The organism is Pseudoalteromonas sp. CO342X, from assembly GCF_004208915.1.
GTDB classification, from domain to species: domain Bacteria; phylum Pseudomonadota; class Gammaproteobacteria; order Enterobacterales; family Alteromonadaceae; genus Pseudoalteromonas; species Pseudoalteromonas maricaloris.
Window position 1 is genome coordinate 126,844 of record NZ_SGPH01000013.1, and the last position, 17,257, is coordinate 144,100.

The 17,257-nt window shown below is 37.7% G+C and carries 14 protein-coding genes; 8 read left to right on the plus strand and 6 right to left on the minus strand.

Features of this window, described 5'->3' with window-relative positions:
- Positions 1 to 8: 8 nt before the first annotated feature.
- A complete protein-coding gene (locus tag EXT47_RS05225) occupies positions 9 to 389 on the minus strand; it encodes a hypothetical protein (RefSeq protein WP_130126032.1) in 381 nt (126 codons plus the stop codon).
- 100 nt (positions 390 to 489) lie between these two features.
- On the opposite strand from EXT47_RS05225, the gene EXT47_RS05230 reads away from it, so the two are divergent.
- The 5 genes from EXT47_RS05230 to EXT47_RS05250 all read left to right on the plus strand — a co-directional run bounded on the left by EXT47_RS05230 (position 490) and on the right by EXT47_RS05250 (position 11,005).
- Positions 490 to 729, plus strand: coding sequence for a helix-turn-helix domain-containing protein (locus EXT47_RS05230; RefSeq protein ID WP_130126033.1), 240 nt, complete (start codon positions 490 to 492; stop codon positions 727 to 729).
- A 147-nt stretch (positions 730 to 876) separates the two neighbouring features.
- The gene (locus tag EXT47_RS05235; RefSeq protein WP_130126034.1) at positions 877 to 3,279 is read left to right on the plus strand and encodes a UvrD-helicase domain-containing protein; all 2,403 of its coding nucleotides are present in this window, start codon (positions 877 to 879) and stop codon (positions 3,277 to 3,279) included.
- 95 nt (positions 3,280 to 3,374) lie between these two features.
- Positions 3,375 to 9,644: an ATP-binding protein gene (locus tag EXT47_RS05240; protein WP_130126035.1), complete on the plus strand. Its 6,270-nt coding sequence runs from the start codon at positions 3,375 to 3,377 to the stop codon at positions 9,642 to 9,644.
- A complete protein-coding gene (locus EXT47_RS05245) occupies positions 9,601 to 10,176 on the plus strand; it encodes a hypothetical protein (RefSeq protein ID WP_130126036.1) in 576 nt (191 codons plus the stop codon). Before EXT47_RS05240 ends, EXT47_RS05245 begins: the two co-directional genes overlap by 44 nt.
- A 70-nt stretch (positions 10,177 to 10,246) precedes the next feature.
- Positions 10,247 to 11,005 (plus strand): tRNA isopentenyl-2-thiomethyl-A-37 hydroxylase MiaE, encoded by a 759-nt coding sequence (locus EXT47_RS05250; protein WP_130126037.1) that lies wholly within the window; start codon positions 10,247 to 10,249, stop codon positions 11,003 to 11,005.
- 5 nt (positions 11,006 to 11,010) lie between these two features.
- Here EXT47_RS05250 and EXT47_RS05255 read toward each other — a convergent pair whose 3' ends face one another.
- Genes EXT47_RS05255 through EXT47_RS05265 form a run of 3 tightly spaced genes read right to left on the minus strand, consistent with a single transcriptional unit; the run spans position 11,011 to position 12,514 of the window.
- Positions 11,011 to 11,955, minus strand: coding sequence for a reverse transcriptase family protein (locus EXT47_RS05255; protein ID WP_130126038.1), 945 nt, complete (start codon positions 11,953 to 11,955; stop codon positions 11,011 to 11,013).
- Positions 11,933 to 12,238, minus strand: coding sequence for a helix-turn-helix domain-containing protein (locus EXT47_RS05260; protein WP_130126039.1), 306 nt, complete (start codon positions 12,236 to 12,238; stop codon positions 11,933 to 11,935). Before EXT47_RS05260 ends, EXT47_RS05255 begins: the two co-directional genes overlap by 23 nt.
- Before the next feature lie 45 nt (positions 12,239 to 12,283).
- Positions 12,284 to 12,514, minus strand: a complete 231-nt coding sequence (locus EXT47_RS05265) for a hypothetical protein (protein ID WP_130126040.1) — start codon at positions 12,512 to 12,514, stop codon at positions 12,284 to 12,286.
- Between the two features lie 502 nt (positions 12,515 to 13,016).
- Between EXT47_RS05265 and EXT47_RS05270 the strand changes: the two genes are divergently transcribed.
- Both EXT47_RS05270 and EXT47_RS05275 read left to right on the plus strand, forming a co-directional pair.
- Complete coding sequence (locus EXT47_RS05270; protein WP_130126041.1) at positions 13,017 to 13,613, plus strand: hypothetical protein; 597 nt, start codon at positions 13,017 to 13,019, stop codon at positions 13,611 to 13,613.
- Positions 13,614 to 13,698: 85 nt separating this feature from the next.
- A complete protein-coding gene (locus tag EXT47_RS05275) occupies positions 13,699 to 14,370 on the plus strand; it encodes a tRNA isopentenyl-2-thiomethyl-A-37 hydroxylase MiaE (protein ID WP_240701593.1) in 672 nt (223 codons plus the stop codon).
- Between the two features lie 9 nt (positions 14,371 to 14,379).
- Here EXT47_RS05275 and EXT47_RS05280 read toward each other — a convergent pair whose 3' ends face one another.
- Both EXT47_RS05280 and EXT47_RS05285 read right to left on the minus strand, forming a co-directional pair.
- Positions 14,380 to 15,105, minus strand: coding sequence for a UDP-2,3-diacylglucosamine diphosphatase (locus EXT47_RS05280; RefSeq protein WP_130126042.1), 726 nt, complete (start codon positions 15,103 to 15,105; stop codon positions 14,380 to 14,382).
- Between the two features lie 58 nt (positions 15,106 to 15,163).
- Positions 15,164 to 15,658, minus strand: coding sequence for a peptidylprolyl isomerase (locus EXT47_RS05285; RefSeq protein ID WP_010371206.1), 495 nt, complete (start codon positions 15,656 to 15,658; stop codon positions 15,164 to 15,166).
- Positions 15,659 to 15,857: 199 nt separating this feature from the next.
- Between EXT47_RS05285 and cysS the strand changes: the two genes are divergently transcribed.
- Positions 15,858 to 17,237 (plus strand): cysteine--tRNA ligase, encoded by a 1,380-nt coding sequence (cysS, locus tag EXT47_RS05290; RefSeq protein ID WP_130126043.1) that lies wholly within the window; start codon positions 15,858 to 15,860, stop codon positions 17,235 to 17,237.
- Positions 17,238 to 17,257: the final 20 nt, after the last annotated feature.

The following is a 17,257-nucleotide window of genomic DNA, read 5'->3' on the forward strand; positions in this document are numbered from 1 at the left end:
GGTAAGCTTTAAATAAGCTTGAGAGTGTTTATGCCGTTTTCTTTGTAGACATAAACGTTCTTAAATTTTTTGAAGTAAATTTTAGTGTGCTTCTTGCTCTCTTTTGCTTGGACAACTTCGCAGTTGTATTTCTCAGCTTTGGCTTTGTGTTTCGCAATTTCTTTGTCATTTGCAAAATAGATGCTTCTGAATTCATTCCAGTCTTTTTCATTGCCAACTAGAACTTTTAATTGCTCTAAGTTGGTATCTTTCATAGCTGCACAGTACAAAGTTGCTAGTTCAATAGCTGACAGTTTTGCTAAACCTTCATCAGCGATTACATTTCCGCCACAGCCAACTAGGCTTGAAAATACCAAACAAGTAGCAAATAAATTTTTAACTTTTTTCATAATCTTTCCTAATTTCAAGTCTTCCTACCTAGGGTTGGAGCTTTAATGTATAGGAAAAATTATTCTAGTGTCAACTAAAGATCTGATTTTATTATGAAAAATGAAGCGTTTAAGTGAAGATGATATTAATCTATTGATTTGTAAGCAGTTAAAGAAATTAAGAGGCTACAAAGGAGCGTCCCAAGGTCAGTTTGGTGCAGCGATCGGAGTAAGTAATCAGCAGTATAGTAAATTCGAAACAGGTAAAAATAGGATTTTTGCTGGACAGTTGTATTTATTAGCTCAAGAGTATGATGTTGATATTAATAGCTTTTTCTATGATTGTGAATTTGATAAATAGTAACAGCTTATACAAATAGCACTAATTTTATATTGAAATTAAGAATTTCTCTTCTCCAACCAAACTTTAATTGTAACTAACCTAATGTCTTTATTAGGGCTAGATATTGTCTTGATGTAAAATAGGTTATGAACAACGGATGTGTAAATGAACTGGAAAAATAAGGTACTAAGAAAGCTTCAACTAACAAAAAGAAAACACCTATATAACCTACTAACCAGATTAAAAAACAAACATAGTAAACTCGTTTCAGAAGCATATGACCAAGGCTATGAAAAGGCCAAGGTTGATATCACTCCAATAATTGTGCATACGCACCAACCCATATCAGATCCAAATTTAATCAACGATGACATTGTGGAATCCTCGAAATTAAATTTTGGCTCTAAAGAAATAGAAGAGTTTGATGTTAGATTCTTAAATTCACTAAAGCACCCGCCAGATGATAATCAAAGAGAGCTAATTTTTTCTAATTCTAGAAATTCTTTGGCAATAGCAGGGGCTGGCTCAGGAAAATCTACATCTTTAATTTATAGACTTTTATTTCTTCACACGCAATGTCATGTGAGCCTTGATGACATTACCGTATTTTCCTTCACTAGAGCTTCAGTTAAAGACTTTAGAGTTAAATTGATAGAAGTTTTTGGTAGATACGGTATTGAAGTGTCGAAAGAGAAAAGTGAAAAGGTAATACGAACATTCCACTCTAAAGTATTAGAGATGGCTAAAGCGTCTTTTCTCAACGGGAATGAGAGGATTTTCGAGTTCATAAAAGATGCTGGAAGTAAAGGTGCAAATGAAGGAAGCATAGACGAAGCTATAAAAGCTTCAAATGAGCAATTTGTTAATATTTCAGAATTAACTGATGGTCAAAACGAATTAATTTTGAATGCATTGGATATGTACTACAACCACCATAAAGAGTTTAAAAAGCTTATTGATCTGCTTTTTATCGAAAAACTAAAAGGCGCAATGGATGATGAGACAACTCCAAATACTAATAAGAAAGTAATTTCCAAAACCGAAGAGTTTGATAAGTTATTGTTGCCTTTAATGCGTGGGTATTTCGAGCTAGGTAATTACCCTGGTAAACAAATTACATTCGAAAATACGGACTTTCCAACCCTAAAATTGAAAAGTGATGCTTATATACCAGAACTTAACTTACATGTTGTATTTTATCCTGAATATGATGACTTTCTGGAATCAGAAATAGAAAAGGAAATTGTACTCAGTTGTGGATTTAAGCATGGTACGTACACTTTAATAAAAAGAAAAGCATACCTTCTAAGACACAAGTCAAACGAAAGGGTTTGTGCAATTAGAAATGAAAGAGAGTTATTAGCACTAAAGACTCTAATAGACAATCAAGTTGCTGAACCTGAAGTACATAAAACATGCCCTAGATTTCAAGTTCGGATGTCTGGTGATCTAGGGTTCTCTGAGTTGCAAGATGCTATATATAACTTAGCTTGTTTTGGTGAAAGTTTAGGTGTTCCAATAAATGAAGCAGCTAAACATCTAGGTGAAACATATATAAAAGGGGGCGATAAATTATTTTTAAAAGCAGTTACTATATTTTGGCCGTTTTTTACAGAAAAGTTTCTTCCTCATTTTAATGTTGTGCGGTTTCATGACATGTTTATTAATTTCTCAAACCCAGAAAATGGTTGTTTTGACAAACTTTCTCGACAGACTAAGAGTAGCCTATCCAATATATTTATTGATGAATTTCAAGATATATCGCCAGAAGTTTCTCACTGGATAATAGCTACTTTAAGAAGATTGAAAGGTGAACAAATTAAAACATCTTTGATGTGTGTAGGAGATGATTATCAATCAATTTATGGTTGGAGAGGGAGTTCACCCGAATTTATAAACAATTACCAAAAATACTTTGTATCAAAAGATATAAAAACGATTTATATGGATACAAACTATCGCTCTTATCAAGTTATTGTATCTGCGGCAGAGTCTGCTTTAGCATATAATCGAAGAAACCATAAGACAGGCAGATGTACACAAAAAGACAGTCGCAATAGATTGTTTTTATCAGAGTTTTCAAAGCAGACTTTAACTAATGAAGCTCTAAAAATGCTATCTGTGATCATAAACGAGCTTAATGGAAAAGAGTGGAAGAAAACTGAAACTGGGCTTTTAATTTTGGCTAAAACGAACAATGTTTTAGGAAAATTAAAAAAAGGTCTTGGGCTAAAAGTCATTCCAGATTGGATTCAGTTTGAAACATTTCATAGAAGTAAAGGGTTAGAGGCTGATTACTGTTTTCTAGTTGAAGATTGTACATATGATGCTAACCATGTATTGCGAAACTATTTATATAAACTTGCAGGTTTTTCTCTTTCGTACAATGATGCTCAAAAAGAAGAGGCTATGAGATTAGCTTATGTTGCACTTACAAGGGCAAAGTTACAGCTATGGTGGTATGTAGAAGAAAACCCTACGGGCAGCTTCACAAAAGTAGATAATTATTTAAAACGAAAGTTCTTGAAAATGCACTCTATGAACAATGAAGAAGTTTCTTGTGCGTAAAATACTAGCTAGTCAGAAACTGCGTTTAAATCAGGCAAAGTAAACTCAATGTATAACGCCTAAGGATTATACGGACAAATAATAAGGGAAAGCTTTTGAACCACGAGGACAAAGTTAGATATCGAAATGATGGTGATGATTTTCACATTATTTGGACTGCAAGGAGAGCACTAAAGCTACTAGAGCCTTCTTCCAAGCTAGTCGCAGTAGCTGTAGAAGGTGTTTCTAGCGATGAGGCTAGTAATAGAGTTATACGTGGTGGACTTCTAGGGATAGATACTGCTCTATATTATGGTAGTGAAGCAATAGATGAAGCAGATAAGATTGAATATTGTCAGTTAAAATATTCTACAACTACTCCAAATAAAGCTTGGTCTGCACAAGAAATATCCGAAGTAATAGAATACTTTGGTGTCAGATACTTAGAATTGATAAATGAATATGGCAAAGAACTTATTCATAAAAAAGTACGTTTTCAGTTTATTACCAATAGGCCTATTTCAATAAATGTTGTAAAGGGGTTGTATGACTCTGAAGCAACAGCAAAGCATGCAATTAATGCAAGAAACACTTTGAGGGATGCTAGTCGAACCAAAAATCGCTTTCCATCGTTTATTAAGCTTTTAGATTTACATGGGCGTAATGATAATAGACATGAGCAATCTAACCAGTTGAGCGCGTCCTTAATTGGCATGACAAGTTCTCATGATCCTGATGTTGAAATTAGACTAAAAGATTTAATTCACTCGAAAACTCTGTCTGATACCAGAGACGATCCCGTAATCAGATTACCTGAACTTTTACTTAAATTTGGTGTTGATGATAAAAGTAGCTTGTTGCCTGCTCCTTCAGAAATTGAAGAAAATGGAGCATTTTTTTCTAGGACACAAGAAAAAGATCTAGTTACCTCAATTTATAACAATCGGTTGACGGTTTTACACGCTGAGGGAGGAATTGGAAAGTCCGTAATTGTCTCGCGGTTAGCTAAGGCTCTACCTGTTGAATTTCACTGCGTAGTTTTTGATGGCTTTGGTGGAGGAAGCTACAGGCAAGAAACATCTCCTAGGCATAGATTTGATTTTGGGCTAATTCAAATCGCAAATGAATTGGCGTATGCAGGCTTATGTGACCCTATTATTCCTATATCTGGTAGTGAAGATCATAGAGTATTTAAAAAATTCACTCTAAGGTTAGTGCAATCAATAGCCTCATTAAAAGCTAGCTCACAAAGTTCAAAGCTTGTTCTTGTCTTTGATGCGATTGACAATACAGTAATGGGAGCGGAGCTTGCTCATGACACGTCTTTTGTAAACGCAGTATTGAATGAAATAGAAGTAAAAGACGTTCACATCCTAGCTGTTGCAAGAACTGAGCGCCTAAAATATCTGCCATTACCTCAAAAAAATAATTCAATACAACTTAACCCTTTCACTCTAGATGAAACAAAGCGTCATGTCTTAAGCCGATTAAATAAGGTAGACGATTACTCAATACAGGAGTTCCATTCATATACAAGAGGTGTACCACGAGTCCAAGCCTATTATCTTGAGCGTGTTAAAAATAAAAAAGAACTCTTAAAAATTATTAGAGGTGACATAAAAAGCTCAGATGAACTTATCGGGGATGAAGTTCAGTTAGCACTGTATGAAATAAAAAAGTTTAGTGACACTCCTGAACAAATAGACTTACTTTGTATCGCTCTTGCCGAATTACCTCCGTTAGTACCTATACATATTTTGAGTAACGTTGCTGGTGTAGATGAACATAGAGTTAAGAGTTTCATTAATGACCTTAAGTATCCGCTGAGAATTTCAGATGATGGAGTACAGTTTCGAGATGAACCAGTGGAAACTTGGTTTAGGAATCATTTTAATGCGGAACATAAAAATTTTGAACAGTTTGTATCAGCACTTGCAGATAAATCGTTCAATGACCCGTATGTTGCGACTACATTTCCAAGATTATTATTCCAAGTTGGGCGTTTTGATGAGCTAGTCCAACTTTCTTTGGGAGATAATTTAGATTTTGATGACCCAATAATTAAAAGGGAAACTTTTAAACGGCGAATTGAATACTCGCTTAAGGCTTGCTTAGTCACAAAAAAATATGATTTAGCTTGTAAGTTGTTGTTTAGGTATAGCGAGGAAGTGGAAACAACAGATCGCCAATCACAATTCATTCAAAAAAATTACGCGCTGCTGTCGGTGTTGGCTTCAAGTAGTAAAGTGGCGGATGTACTGTTTAGAAAGCACAAAGACGATTGGTATGGTATTGAACAAGGCCGAAAAGCGGCGATTATGTCTCCTCATGAGATTTTACGCTCGGAGTGCCTTCAATCTTTAGAAATGGCAGAAGCTTGGCTTCAAGACTACTTTAATAAACCGAAAGAAGAGTTTCATCGAGAAGAGTTTGGCTCTCAAGATATTGCCGCAATTTGTTTCGCGATTTTATTTATCCGAACACCAGAAAGTGTTGTAGATTATATTACTAGATGGACACCTAAACTATTTCAAACTCAATGTTCCTACAAGCTAGGAATAAATCTATTGATGTATTCTCCTTTTCCTGACTCAGCTTTTTTTAAAGTTGCTGAGGCCGCAATAGATGAAATGCACATTCTTATTGGACTAATTGTTGCTGCTGACGAACACCAAGTTCGTTTACCAAAAGCTATCTTGTCTCAGTTGTCAAACCAGTTGTCTCATTTTGATGGAGAGATAGATTCTTGGCATAGAAATGCAGCCGTTATTGTAGCTGAAAATATATGCCATGAGAGTGAAAATCCAATTATATCTGTTCTTCTTGAGAAATATGCTTGGCCTTTACAAGATGGTTACTTTGCAAGTTATGGTGAGACCTTTGACGTTAAAGAGTGGGGAATGCGCTTCTTCAGTTTAGCATCATCGTTTAAAGGTGTTGATTTATCTCCAGAAGCTATTCTGCTTCCTAAAGAAAAAATGAGGAACCCTGGTAATTATGACAAAGCATATGAAAAAGTAAGCAGGCAAATTGATTATTTTGGTCGAGTATATGAAATCAGAGCTAAATTATTATTTGGAGCAATTGATAAGGCTAAAGCTTTCAGCTTATTTAAGTCATTACTGACTAAAATTCGTAGTAACTGTTACAGGCTAAAACACAGCTACGACTTAGATGCTAATAATGTAGTGGCATTTTTAACGAAAGCTGTATTTAGTGCGATGTGCAACAGTAAAGAGATTGATTGCGGCGAACTAACTAAGCTTCTAGAGCAAATAGAGTCGATAGAACTCTTTCAGCCAGTTTCAATTAGAGTAGACTTAGCTAAATATCTATGCCAATTCTCAAGTAGTGAAGAAGTTTCCGTTTATATAATGGAATTACTGGCTTCAGCATCAGAACGTTTGAGCGATTATTTAGAATCAGCTAGTGATAAAGCTCAAACTTATGCCGACATTTCAAAGGTTGCATTGGTTGTTAGCCATGAAGATGCAAATGCGTATTTAGATATTGCATTTGAAGCATTAGAACAACTAGATTATAACTCACGAGAAATGCTCGATGCATGTTGTCTGTTAGCTAATGAAGTAGGGGGGGCTGATGAGGTGTCTAGGCCAGAGGATGCTTATAGGCTTGCAAGAGTTGCTGAATTGATTCATTCAATGAACGATCATAAGTTTCCATGGGGAAGCCTTGTTAAATCAATTACCTATTTGTCTCCTGAGTCAAGCTTGGCAATTATTAGTAGATGGCGAGAACGTAAGGTTGGTTGGATAGAAGAAAATATAGAAGTAGCGACTAGATATTTAGCCGAAATGAAGGTTACTTCGCCTAGTATGATTTGTGCCTTAGAAGTTTATGAAGAACATTGGGATTATGCTAAATATTTTAGTTTATTGCTTCACAATGCTTCTTCTTTTGAAGAGCGTGAGCGCATATACAATTTATTAATTAGTGACGTTAAAAGTGATAGAAAAGAGTTTTCTACAGAGGTCAGTAAAGATATTGAGAGTGTTGTAAAAAAATTCCAGCTACTTCCGTTTAAATTTGAAGAAATAGCTGCCCGAAGGGAAGGTAAGAAAGAAGAGCAATACACTTCTCATAATTTGGAAAGGGAATATAGAAATCCTAAGGACGTTGAGTTTCCTGCTCACTTTAATAATTTACTGGGAACGTTTTCGCTTGATGATGAGCAGAGCCTTTTAAGTGTAATAAATAAACTCGAACATGAAGATAAACCTCGAAGTTGGAATTGGGCTGACGTATTTAGTAGGTTAAGAGCAAAGTTAACTGTTGGTCAGCGAGTTAAGTATTTTCAAGCTCTTAGTGAATGCAATGGCGTTGATCACGATGATTTATTAAGGGAAATAGAGGTTTGTTGCTATATATGGAAAGCATCACCAGCAGTAAAAAAATTAATACCAAGAGTGATTGATGATTTTATCCATCAAAGAGGTGTTGATGTTATTGGTTCATGGTATATGGCTAATAGAAACATCGAAAAGCTAGCTGATCTTGCACAACAAACCGAAGCTGAAATATTCTCTAAAATCTTAGGTACGATAACCAGCCACATTGATGCCCTACCGAGTAATAGTTTGCAATATTTACTCAGAAAGCTATACCAATATTTTAAAATTGATAATAAAGAAAATGTTCTGCGCTACGTTTTACAAAGGTTTGAACGGCACTGTAGTGATGATGTTGCGGATGGCTATTGGAGGAATGAGCTTATCCCTTCGAGCAATATGGAAAGCTCTATCGCAGGCTTTATATGGTGTGGCTTAGCCTCACCTGAGAGTGAAGTTAGGTGGCGCTCGGCTCATATGATTAAGCGTCTTTGTTATTTACAGCAAGAAAAAGTAATTATAGCTTTGTTTGATTTATTAAAAGGTGCGAGCCATACAGCATACCGCGATAATCGCTTACCATTTTATAGAATGCATGCGGAAATGTATTTTTTGATGGTTGTTGCCAGAGAGGTTCATAACTATCCACTATTGTTTGCTCAGTATTCTGATACGATTTTCAAGTTTGCAACAGAAGGTGAACCGCATGTTTTCATTAGAGAGTACGCTAAAAGTGCTGCATTGGTGCTATATGATTTTGATAATGACCTATATACGCCACAACAAGTAGATCTTTTAAGCCATATTAATACCTCAACTTTTCCTAAGGCGGAACAACCTAAGATAAGAGCATATAGGAGAACCACTATTGGGAATGAGGAGTCAAATTTCCATTTTACAAATGATATGGATAGGTATTGGTTCCCAAATTTAAGTGATGTATTTGGTTTTCCTACTACCGAAATAGAAAAAATGGCTTCGGACTTAATTGTTGGATGGGGAGGTAGTAGTTCATGGGTATGGAAAGATGATCTTAGGGCTAAACATCAACTTTATAGTGGTGAGTCTCATTCTACTCACGGCAGCTACCCAGAAACAGATCGCCTTAGTTTCTACTATGGTTTGCATGCAATGGCGATAGTTGCAGGGCAGTTGCTAGCTGAGCATCCTGTACTAGAAGACGATTATGATGGTGAACGTTTTGAATCCTGGTTAAACCGCCATATCGTTAGTGTAGATACTTCTAAGTGGCAAGCAGATCGTAGAAATGGTAGCCCATTGCCAAAGCGCCCTTGGATGGGGAAAGAAAATAATGATGAAGATTGGAAATGGGCTGTCAGTAATCAAGATTTCATGGATATTCTTTTACCTGAAAGTGATTTTATTCAGCTATATAGTGAGATTGTATTTAGTGGTGAATACGGAAAATCCGAAAGAGTCCATATAACAAGTGCTTTAGTTACTCCTAAAAGCTCGCTCGCACTTATAAGAAGTTTGCAGCTTGAGCCTAATCATCACATCTACTCGATTCCACTGCTTGGACAAGATAGCCACGACCAAGAGAGTCATGTTCCTGACTTTAAGATGAGTGGGTATATAAACAGAAGGGAAAGGGAACATGGGATCGAACAGTTTGATCCACTGGCGGGAGATATTGATTATCCACCTGTTTCTATAAGTTCAGATGTTGTTAATCAATGTCAACTTGTAGAAGTTGAAGACGGAGTTTGGTCTAGAAATGGAGAAACTGAACCTGCTTTTATCGCTGAAATTTGGGGAAAGTGGCATAGGGATAAGCGAGATAGGGGCAAAGGAAAAGGTGAGCGGTTAATAGCAAATATAGATGAGCTATGTAGCTGTTTGAAAATTCTAGAAAAAGATATTGTTATAGAAGTTGTCATTGATAGGGATAATGGTAGAAATGATGGCTATCCTGACTATCAATATGATGACTACGTGAAAATTTTTGTGCTTAAAGCTGATGGATATTTGTATGAACTTAGACGCCGTACTTTTATTGGGTCAAAGATTAGTTAAAGAGTATGAGTTAGAAGAAACGAACGATACTTTATCAAAGTGGATGATTAACTATCTTGCTGAGCTTCTTTTGAAATGTGAAGAGCAAACTGCAACTAATGAAGAAAAAAAGGAATGTTGCGATGTCATTTTAGAGTTATGGAAACATAAAAACGAAGTTTTCAAATATAGAAAACCATTGAAAAGAACAGAAGAATTAATCTCTTCTCTAGATAACATATTTAACCCAGATCCTTATCGAGGTTATGAAGAACCAGATGAATGGCTTACTTTGGTAAATAAAACCGAAAGTATATCTCATAGATTAAGGCAGTTTTATATATATCGTTCTTTAGCAGGCGTTGTTCATCACGATAAAGAATGGCAAAAAGTAAAAATTGCACTGAAACTTGATGATGATATGGAAGCTCAGTTTATTGATAAAATTAATACTATTAAAGATGAGTTTGAAGCTCGTAGCGGTGATTTATTTGATGAATTAACAGAGAATACCAAGGAATTTGTTAACTTAGCTCAAAAAATCACGGGTTAGCAGTTATAGCTCATTTAGCTTTGTATGTTAAAATCTAACAAATTTTATAATTGTTTGAGATAACATTTAAGTGCCGTATTCAGAGTTACTCGCCCCAATAAAGTCTTTTTTACAATGTGATACACCAGATGAATGGATTACTGAAGCAAAAAAGGCGGAAAACTTACCAATGCTTTTACTGGACCATTTGATATGCGAGTTGAAAGCTGGACAGACAGCGATGTGGTTAATTCGCCGCTACGCTGTGGATAAAGCGAGTGGTCAAGAGTTGTTAGACTGGTTTCAGCCATACGAAAATTTTGTTTACAAAAAGGAAGGTACATTAGAAAGCCTTTCTGAACATCATAAGCTTACAAAGTCATTAACTCCTAAAAGTGGCTCTGATTTTGAGAAGGATTTAATCAACAAGATGGTATTATTGATTAAAGAAGAGCTTCACCATTTCTATCAAGTACTTGAAATTATGGTTGATCGAAACATCCCATACGAGAATATAACTGCAAGCCGTTATGCTAAAGGGATGATGAAACATGTTAGAACACATGAACCTGCAATATTAATCGATAAGCTAATCTGTGGTGCATATATAGAAGCCCGTTCATGTGAACGTTTCGCAAAGCTTGCTCCTCATTTAGATGACGAACTAAACAAGTTCTACGTTTCATTATTACGCTCAGAGGCAAGGCATTATCAAGATTATTTGACATTAGCTGAACAGATCGCTGGTGAAGACATTTCTGAGCGAATTAGGCACTTTGGTGAAGTTGAAGCTGAGCTAATCTCTACATCTGACGCTGATTTTAAATTTCACAGTGGCGTACCTTTATAGGACAGCTAAGATCTGTTGCAAGGTTTGATTTTTCTCAGCCTTGCCAATAGCTCTTCTCCCATCTTTGGATGCATTCGCTTTAAATTGTTAACTCTTCCCAAAGTCTGATTATAAAGCAATTCATATTCATCTTTTGAAACTTTGATGGCGAAATCTTTTTCGCATTGATATACCGCGGCTTTTATTTTGCTCCTTTCTTTTTTTGGGAGAGTGGGGGTACTGTGGTTGACGTTGACACGATGAACGTTTTGCCTTTTTCCGTTAGGCATTACTTGGTGTTTCTTTCTATTTGGTTTTGCGTTCACGGAAGCCAACATTCCGTAAATGTTGGAGAGAATTTCAGTGATTGACGATTTAGAGAGATTTGTTGGGCTTGAAACTGTTATGTCATCTACGTATCTGGTGTATTTCAGGCCGCGTTGGTTTAACTCTTCTACAAGTTTAGATTCTCTGTTCCATAAAATAAGGTTACATATGAAACTACTTGGTTTAGCTCCTTGCACTAACCAGCCATTGAAGCATACCAAGTCTGTAAGTATTGTGGCGATTTCGTTAGAAAACTTAAATACACCGACCCACATTTGATGAACAACTAATGAAGATATAGAAGGGAAGAAGTTTGTAACATCTTCACTAATTACCAGCTTTTGGCCTGTATGTAGGGCGCAATTGGACAAATAATCCCGTTTTTTAATACTTCCTTGAAGGTAAGCTGGGTATTCAACCTTTTTTAAAAAGGCGCTGCAAATGCGTTCATGAATTCTTTTTAGCTCAGGTTTAACATCAAACGTTTGCCTGATGGTGTTGTCTTTTTTTACAATTTCTTTAGTAACAAAGAAATAGGTATCTGATTTACGTTGAATTTCTTTTAGTTTGCTTTGGGTAACTCCTAGCGACAAACAAAGGCTATCAACATGGGCTATTGGATCATGAGGATACTTTGGTGTCATCCGAGCTGACTTCCATTAGTTTCAAAGCTGTATGTGACAACATTTGAGCTAACTCATCACTTACACCTTCTAACTCTTCCATATCTGAAGCTAGAAACATAAAAATGCTTACAGGTATATCTAGAGCGGTGCAAATATCATTAATTGCAGATAGATTAGGATCTCTCTTACCTTGCTCTAATAGAGACAAGTAAGAAATTGAAAGGTTTGCTTTCTCAGCAAGAGCCGTCTTAGTTAGCCCTTTCTGAGTTCTACAAAGTTTTAATGCTTTACTTACGTTCATAATTAACAACCTAAAAAGTTGTGACCCGCTGTAAACCCAGCATAATCACAGCTCTCTAAAACTATTTAGAATTCTCTCGATAGCAGGAATCCAAATCACCACCTTTCCGATTACTCTTAATATGTCGGGAGGAGACAATTTATTCCTGTTATTTTCGAGTTCCTTAATTGCTCTATCAAGCTCTCTGCGTTTACTGCTGTCTATGTCATCATGCAACTCTTGTCGGATTTTCTTTAATAACCCAACAGAGTCTTTTAAAAGATTATGGTTGCTCATAAATAAAAACCTCTTGTCTAAATCAGTGCAACATTGCACCAGCCGACAAAGCAAAATTGAACTGAATAGAAATGGGCATAGACAGCGCAGGTCACTCATTTTCGGCACCTTTAGGTGCCGTACCAGCCGAATATGATTTTTAACTCTCAACAGTCACAGGGGGTACCTGCTAAGTGTCGGGGGAGCCAATCAACTTTGTCTGGGTAGCAGATTGCTTTTATAAAACAATCGACTCACAAGTGAGCCACATACAAGTTCAATCAAAGGTCTTTCTTTTAAAATGCATCAGGGTGGTACACCCTGTACGTTCTATATACTACCATTGAAAAATTTACTCAGTCAACGCTATTTTTACTCAGGGTCAAAAAATGGTGTGTTAAGTTAAATTTTTTGATTAATTAGGAGGCAGCCATTATCAGAACTAATTAGCTCTCTCAGAACAAGTTACTGGAGAGAGCATTTCTGATAGAGTGAAACTTTTAATAACTTAGACGAGGTGAGTTTGGAAATAGCTCCTAACTTTACTGCTGCTCAATGGCGTGATTTAGACTTAAGATCATCTGAAGAGGATTGGCAAAGAGCTGTAGATGTTCTTAGAGACAGGCTGTATCTTAGATATATAGAGCCTGTTGATGCACTTATAGGTGCAGAAGAGAAACAAGAAGCAAGTAATAGAAAGTTTGGATTCACCATATTAGCAATAGATATGCTACTGATGGAAACCTTACAAGCATTTAAGGAAGGACTCCTTACAACAGATGGAAAATCGAAGGCAGTTTTCAAACGCTTTTTAGAACAAAGTCAGTACTTCAATTCTTATTTTAAAACCGATGATGAGCGAGAAGCATTTTACAAGTCGTTTCGTTGCGGCATTCTTCATCAAGCAGAAATTCAAAGTTCAGCTTTAGTTTGGTCAATAGGTGAACTATATGAAAGAGCTGATGATATGGAGGTGATAAATAGAAATGCGGTGCATGAAAACTTGAAAAAAGATTTAGACGATTATTTAGTTGCTCTTAGAAGCCCAGAAAATAAGGAGTTAAGAAAGAAGTTTAAGAATAAAATGGGTAGCGTTGCTAATAGGGAGGTTAAGGCTTAATCGTCTTTTGTGCTAAACGATCTCATCTTAGGTATATATCATTGGATATCTTGCAGCATTTGATTGGATTTGTTTTAATTGCAGTATGCACACACAACATGTTTGTGAGTTAAAAGCGGCGCAAAGTGCGGCCTTCTTAATTCGTAAATATGCAATAGATGATGCGTCTGCAAAAACATTGTTAAGTTGGTTGCAACCTTACGAAGATTTTATTTATCGCAGTGTTGGTGATGGCGAGTTTTCAGGCAGTAAAAATGAATTGATCGGTGAGCTAACTGCACGACCTGAATATGCCTACAATCAAGATATTTTGAGTAAGATGGTGAGGCTTATCAAAGAAGAGCTACATCACTTTGAACAGGTACTGGAAATCATAAGGGCACGTGATATTCCTGTTGAGTACGTACAAGCATCTCGCTATGCGTCTGGAATGATCAAACACATTCGCACTTATGAACCCGCAGCCCTGGTTGATAAACTGATCATTGGTGCCTACATTGAGGCTCGTTCATGTGAACGTTTCGCCAAACTTGCGCCACACTTAGATCAAGAAATTGCTAAGTTTTATGTGTCGCTATTGCGCTCAGAAGCCAGACATTATCAAGACTATATTGATTTAGCGCATCAAGTTGCCAACGCAACCGATCCTAAGCGCTGTGACGTAGCTGGGCGCATTCAACTATTTCAGCAAGTGGAAAACGAGCTTATCAGCTCACAGGACCTTGATTTCAAGTTCCACTCAGGTGCGCCTATTTAAGCACTAAATTTATTCAAAAGGGTGGCAAAGGAGCTGCTGTTTGCCACTTTCGTCAACGACGATATATGAGCTTTGTGAATACCAATCGCCAAGCACAGTACGTACCTTACCATCTTGGTAGGTGTGCACTTTTGGTCTGTGGGTGTGGCCGTGGATCATATTGTCTACGCCATGTTTTGCGAACATGTCTGCCACGGCTTCTTCGGTGACATCTAGAATCTCGAGGGGCTTGCCTTTTTGGTTTTCAATGCTCTTACGTCTTGCATTTGCAGCGACTCTACGACGATACCAAAGTGGCATAGCAAGCATCAATCTTGGCCACCACCAACCGCGGCTCTTCCTGCGAAACTTTTGATAGGCTTCGTCTTGTGTACACATCTCGTCGCCGTGCAAAATCACCGTTGGTGTGCCGTATAGATCTATCACCGCTTGTTCAGGTAGCAAAGTCATTTGGCATTCGTCAGCAAAGGCCTGTTTGATTAAAAAATCACGGTTACCGTGAATAAAAAAGACTTGAATGCCAAGGTGACTCAAGCTTCGCAGTTTTTGTGCAATACTCAGGGCGAAAGGGTCTCTTTCATCGTCTCCAATCCACACTTCAAAAAAATCACCCAGAATATATAAAGCGTCGACATCGGCGGTCATGTGATGGTCGAGAAAAGCGAAAAAAGCGTCGGTGATATCAGTGCGGTGCTCGGTTAAATGCAAGTCGGCGATAAAATAGGTTTTACCCATGGGACCTCAAAACTAATAAGGCCAGCATAAATACTGGCCTTGAATAAAAAGTAGGATATTACTCAGCAACGTATGCTTTTTCGATGATCACATCTTCAAGCGGTACGTCTTGGTGGAAACCAGAAGAACCAGTAGCAACACCTTTAATCTTATTTACTACGTCCATGCCTTCAACAACTTCACCGAATACACAGTAACCCCAACCTTGCGATGTTTCGCTAGAGAAGTTAAGGAAGTCATTGTCGTTAACATTGATAAAAAATTGTGCAGTTGCAGAGTGTGGATCTGGCGTACGTGCCATTGCTAGGGTACCCACTTTGTTTGCAACACCGTTGTTAGCTTCGTTTTTGATCGGTGCTTCAACTGGTTTTTGTTCCATACCCGATGCGAATCCGCCACCTTGAACCATAAAACCGTCGATTACACGGTGGAAAATAGTACCGTTATAAAACTCGCTGTTTACGTAGTTTAGGAAGTTAGCTACCGTTTCAGGCGCTTTGTCAGCGAAAAGATTAATACGGATTTCGCCGTGATTTGTTTCTAAAACAACCATGTTAGTGTCCATCGTGTTGAATGATAAAACCCTATTTTATATCAACTGGGCTTTTGTGAAAAAGCATTCCTTAAAAATCAGCGTAAAAAATCAAAAAACTGCCGTAATTCGTTATTAAAATCTAGAGGCGCTGCTATGCAGGTGGTATGATTAAAAGCACTTTTGTTAAAAAATGAACCGTACTTAGGAAGAAAACTACATGTTGCAGATTTTCAACACACTCACTCGCCAAAAAGCCCCTTTTAAACCGCTCAAAGAAGGCAAGGTTGATATGTACGTGTGTGGTATCACTATCTATGATTTCTGTCATGTAGGACACGCACGCACTTACGTTTCATTTGACGTAATGAACCGTTATTTACGTTATTTAGGTTATGACGTCACGTATGTGCGTAATATTACTGACGTGGATGACAAAATCATTAAACGCGCCGCGGAAAACAAAGAGTCGATTAATGATCTAACCGTTCGTATGACCAAAGCCATGCATGAAGACTTTACTGCGTTGAATATGCTGCCTGCGGATATTGAGCCGACGGTAACAGGGCATATGGACGAAATCATCGAGATGATCGCGCGCTTGATTGAAAAAGGCCATGCTTACGTTGCGAAGGACGGGGATGTATTGTTTGATGTTTCAACGTTTGAGCAATATGGTCAGTTATCTCAACAAGATTTAGAAATGCTACAGGCTGGTGCACGTGTTGAAGTAGCGCAAGACAAAGATGATCCACTCGACTTTGTATTGTGGAAAAAAGCCAAATCGGGTGAGCCTGCGTGGCAATCTCCGTGGGGCGAAGGTCGTCCAGGTTGGCACATTGAGTGTAGCGCAATGAGTTCAAAGCATTTGGGTGAATTTTTTGATATTCACGGTGGGGGTTCAGATCTGCAATTCCCGCACCATGAAAACGAGATTGCCCAATCTTGCTGCGCAAATAACGGCCGTTATGTGAACACCTGGATCCACACCGGCATGGTACAAGTTAACAAAGAGAAAATGTCTAAGTCTCTTGGCAATTTCTTTACCGTACGTGAAGTGCTAAAAGCCTTTGATAGAGAAACAGTACGCTATTTCTTGATCAATGGTCATTATCGTAGCCAGCTAAACTACTCACAAGAAAACCTTGAACAAGCACGTTCGTCGCTTGAGCGTATTTACACTGCGCTACGTGGCGTTGAGCTGGTGGAGGTCGAACTTAAAGGTAATGCTTACGTTGAACGTTTTGAGACAGCAATGAACGATGACTTCAATACGCCAGAAGCACTGCCAGTGATTTTTGAATTATCAAAAGAAGTGAATCGCTTAAAAGATAGTGACGCAAAAGCTGCAGGTGAGCACGCATTTATTCTTGTGAAACTCGCGGAAGTCTTAGGTATTGCGCAGCAAGACCCTGAATCTTTCTTACAGGGTGAACAAGACGACGACGAAGTGGCGCAAATCGAAGCATTGATTGAAAAGCGCCGCAGCGCTCGCGAAAATAAAGATTGGGCTGCAGCGGATGAAGCGCGTGATGCGCTAACTGCCTTAGGCGTTGTGTTAGAAGATAGCGCGGGCAAAACAACTTGGCGTAAAGCTTAACCTTCTTGGTACCAACACGA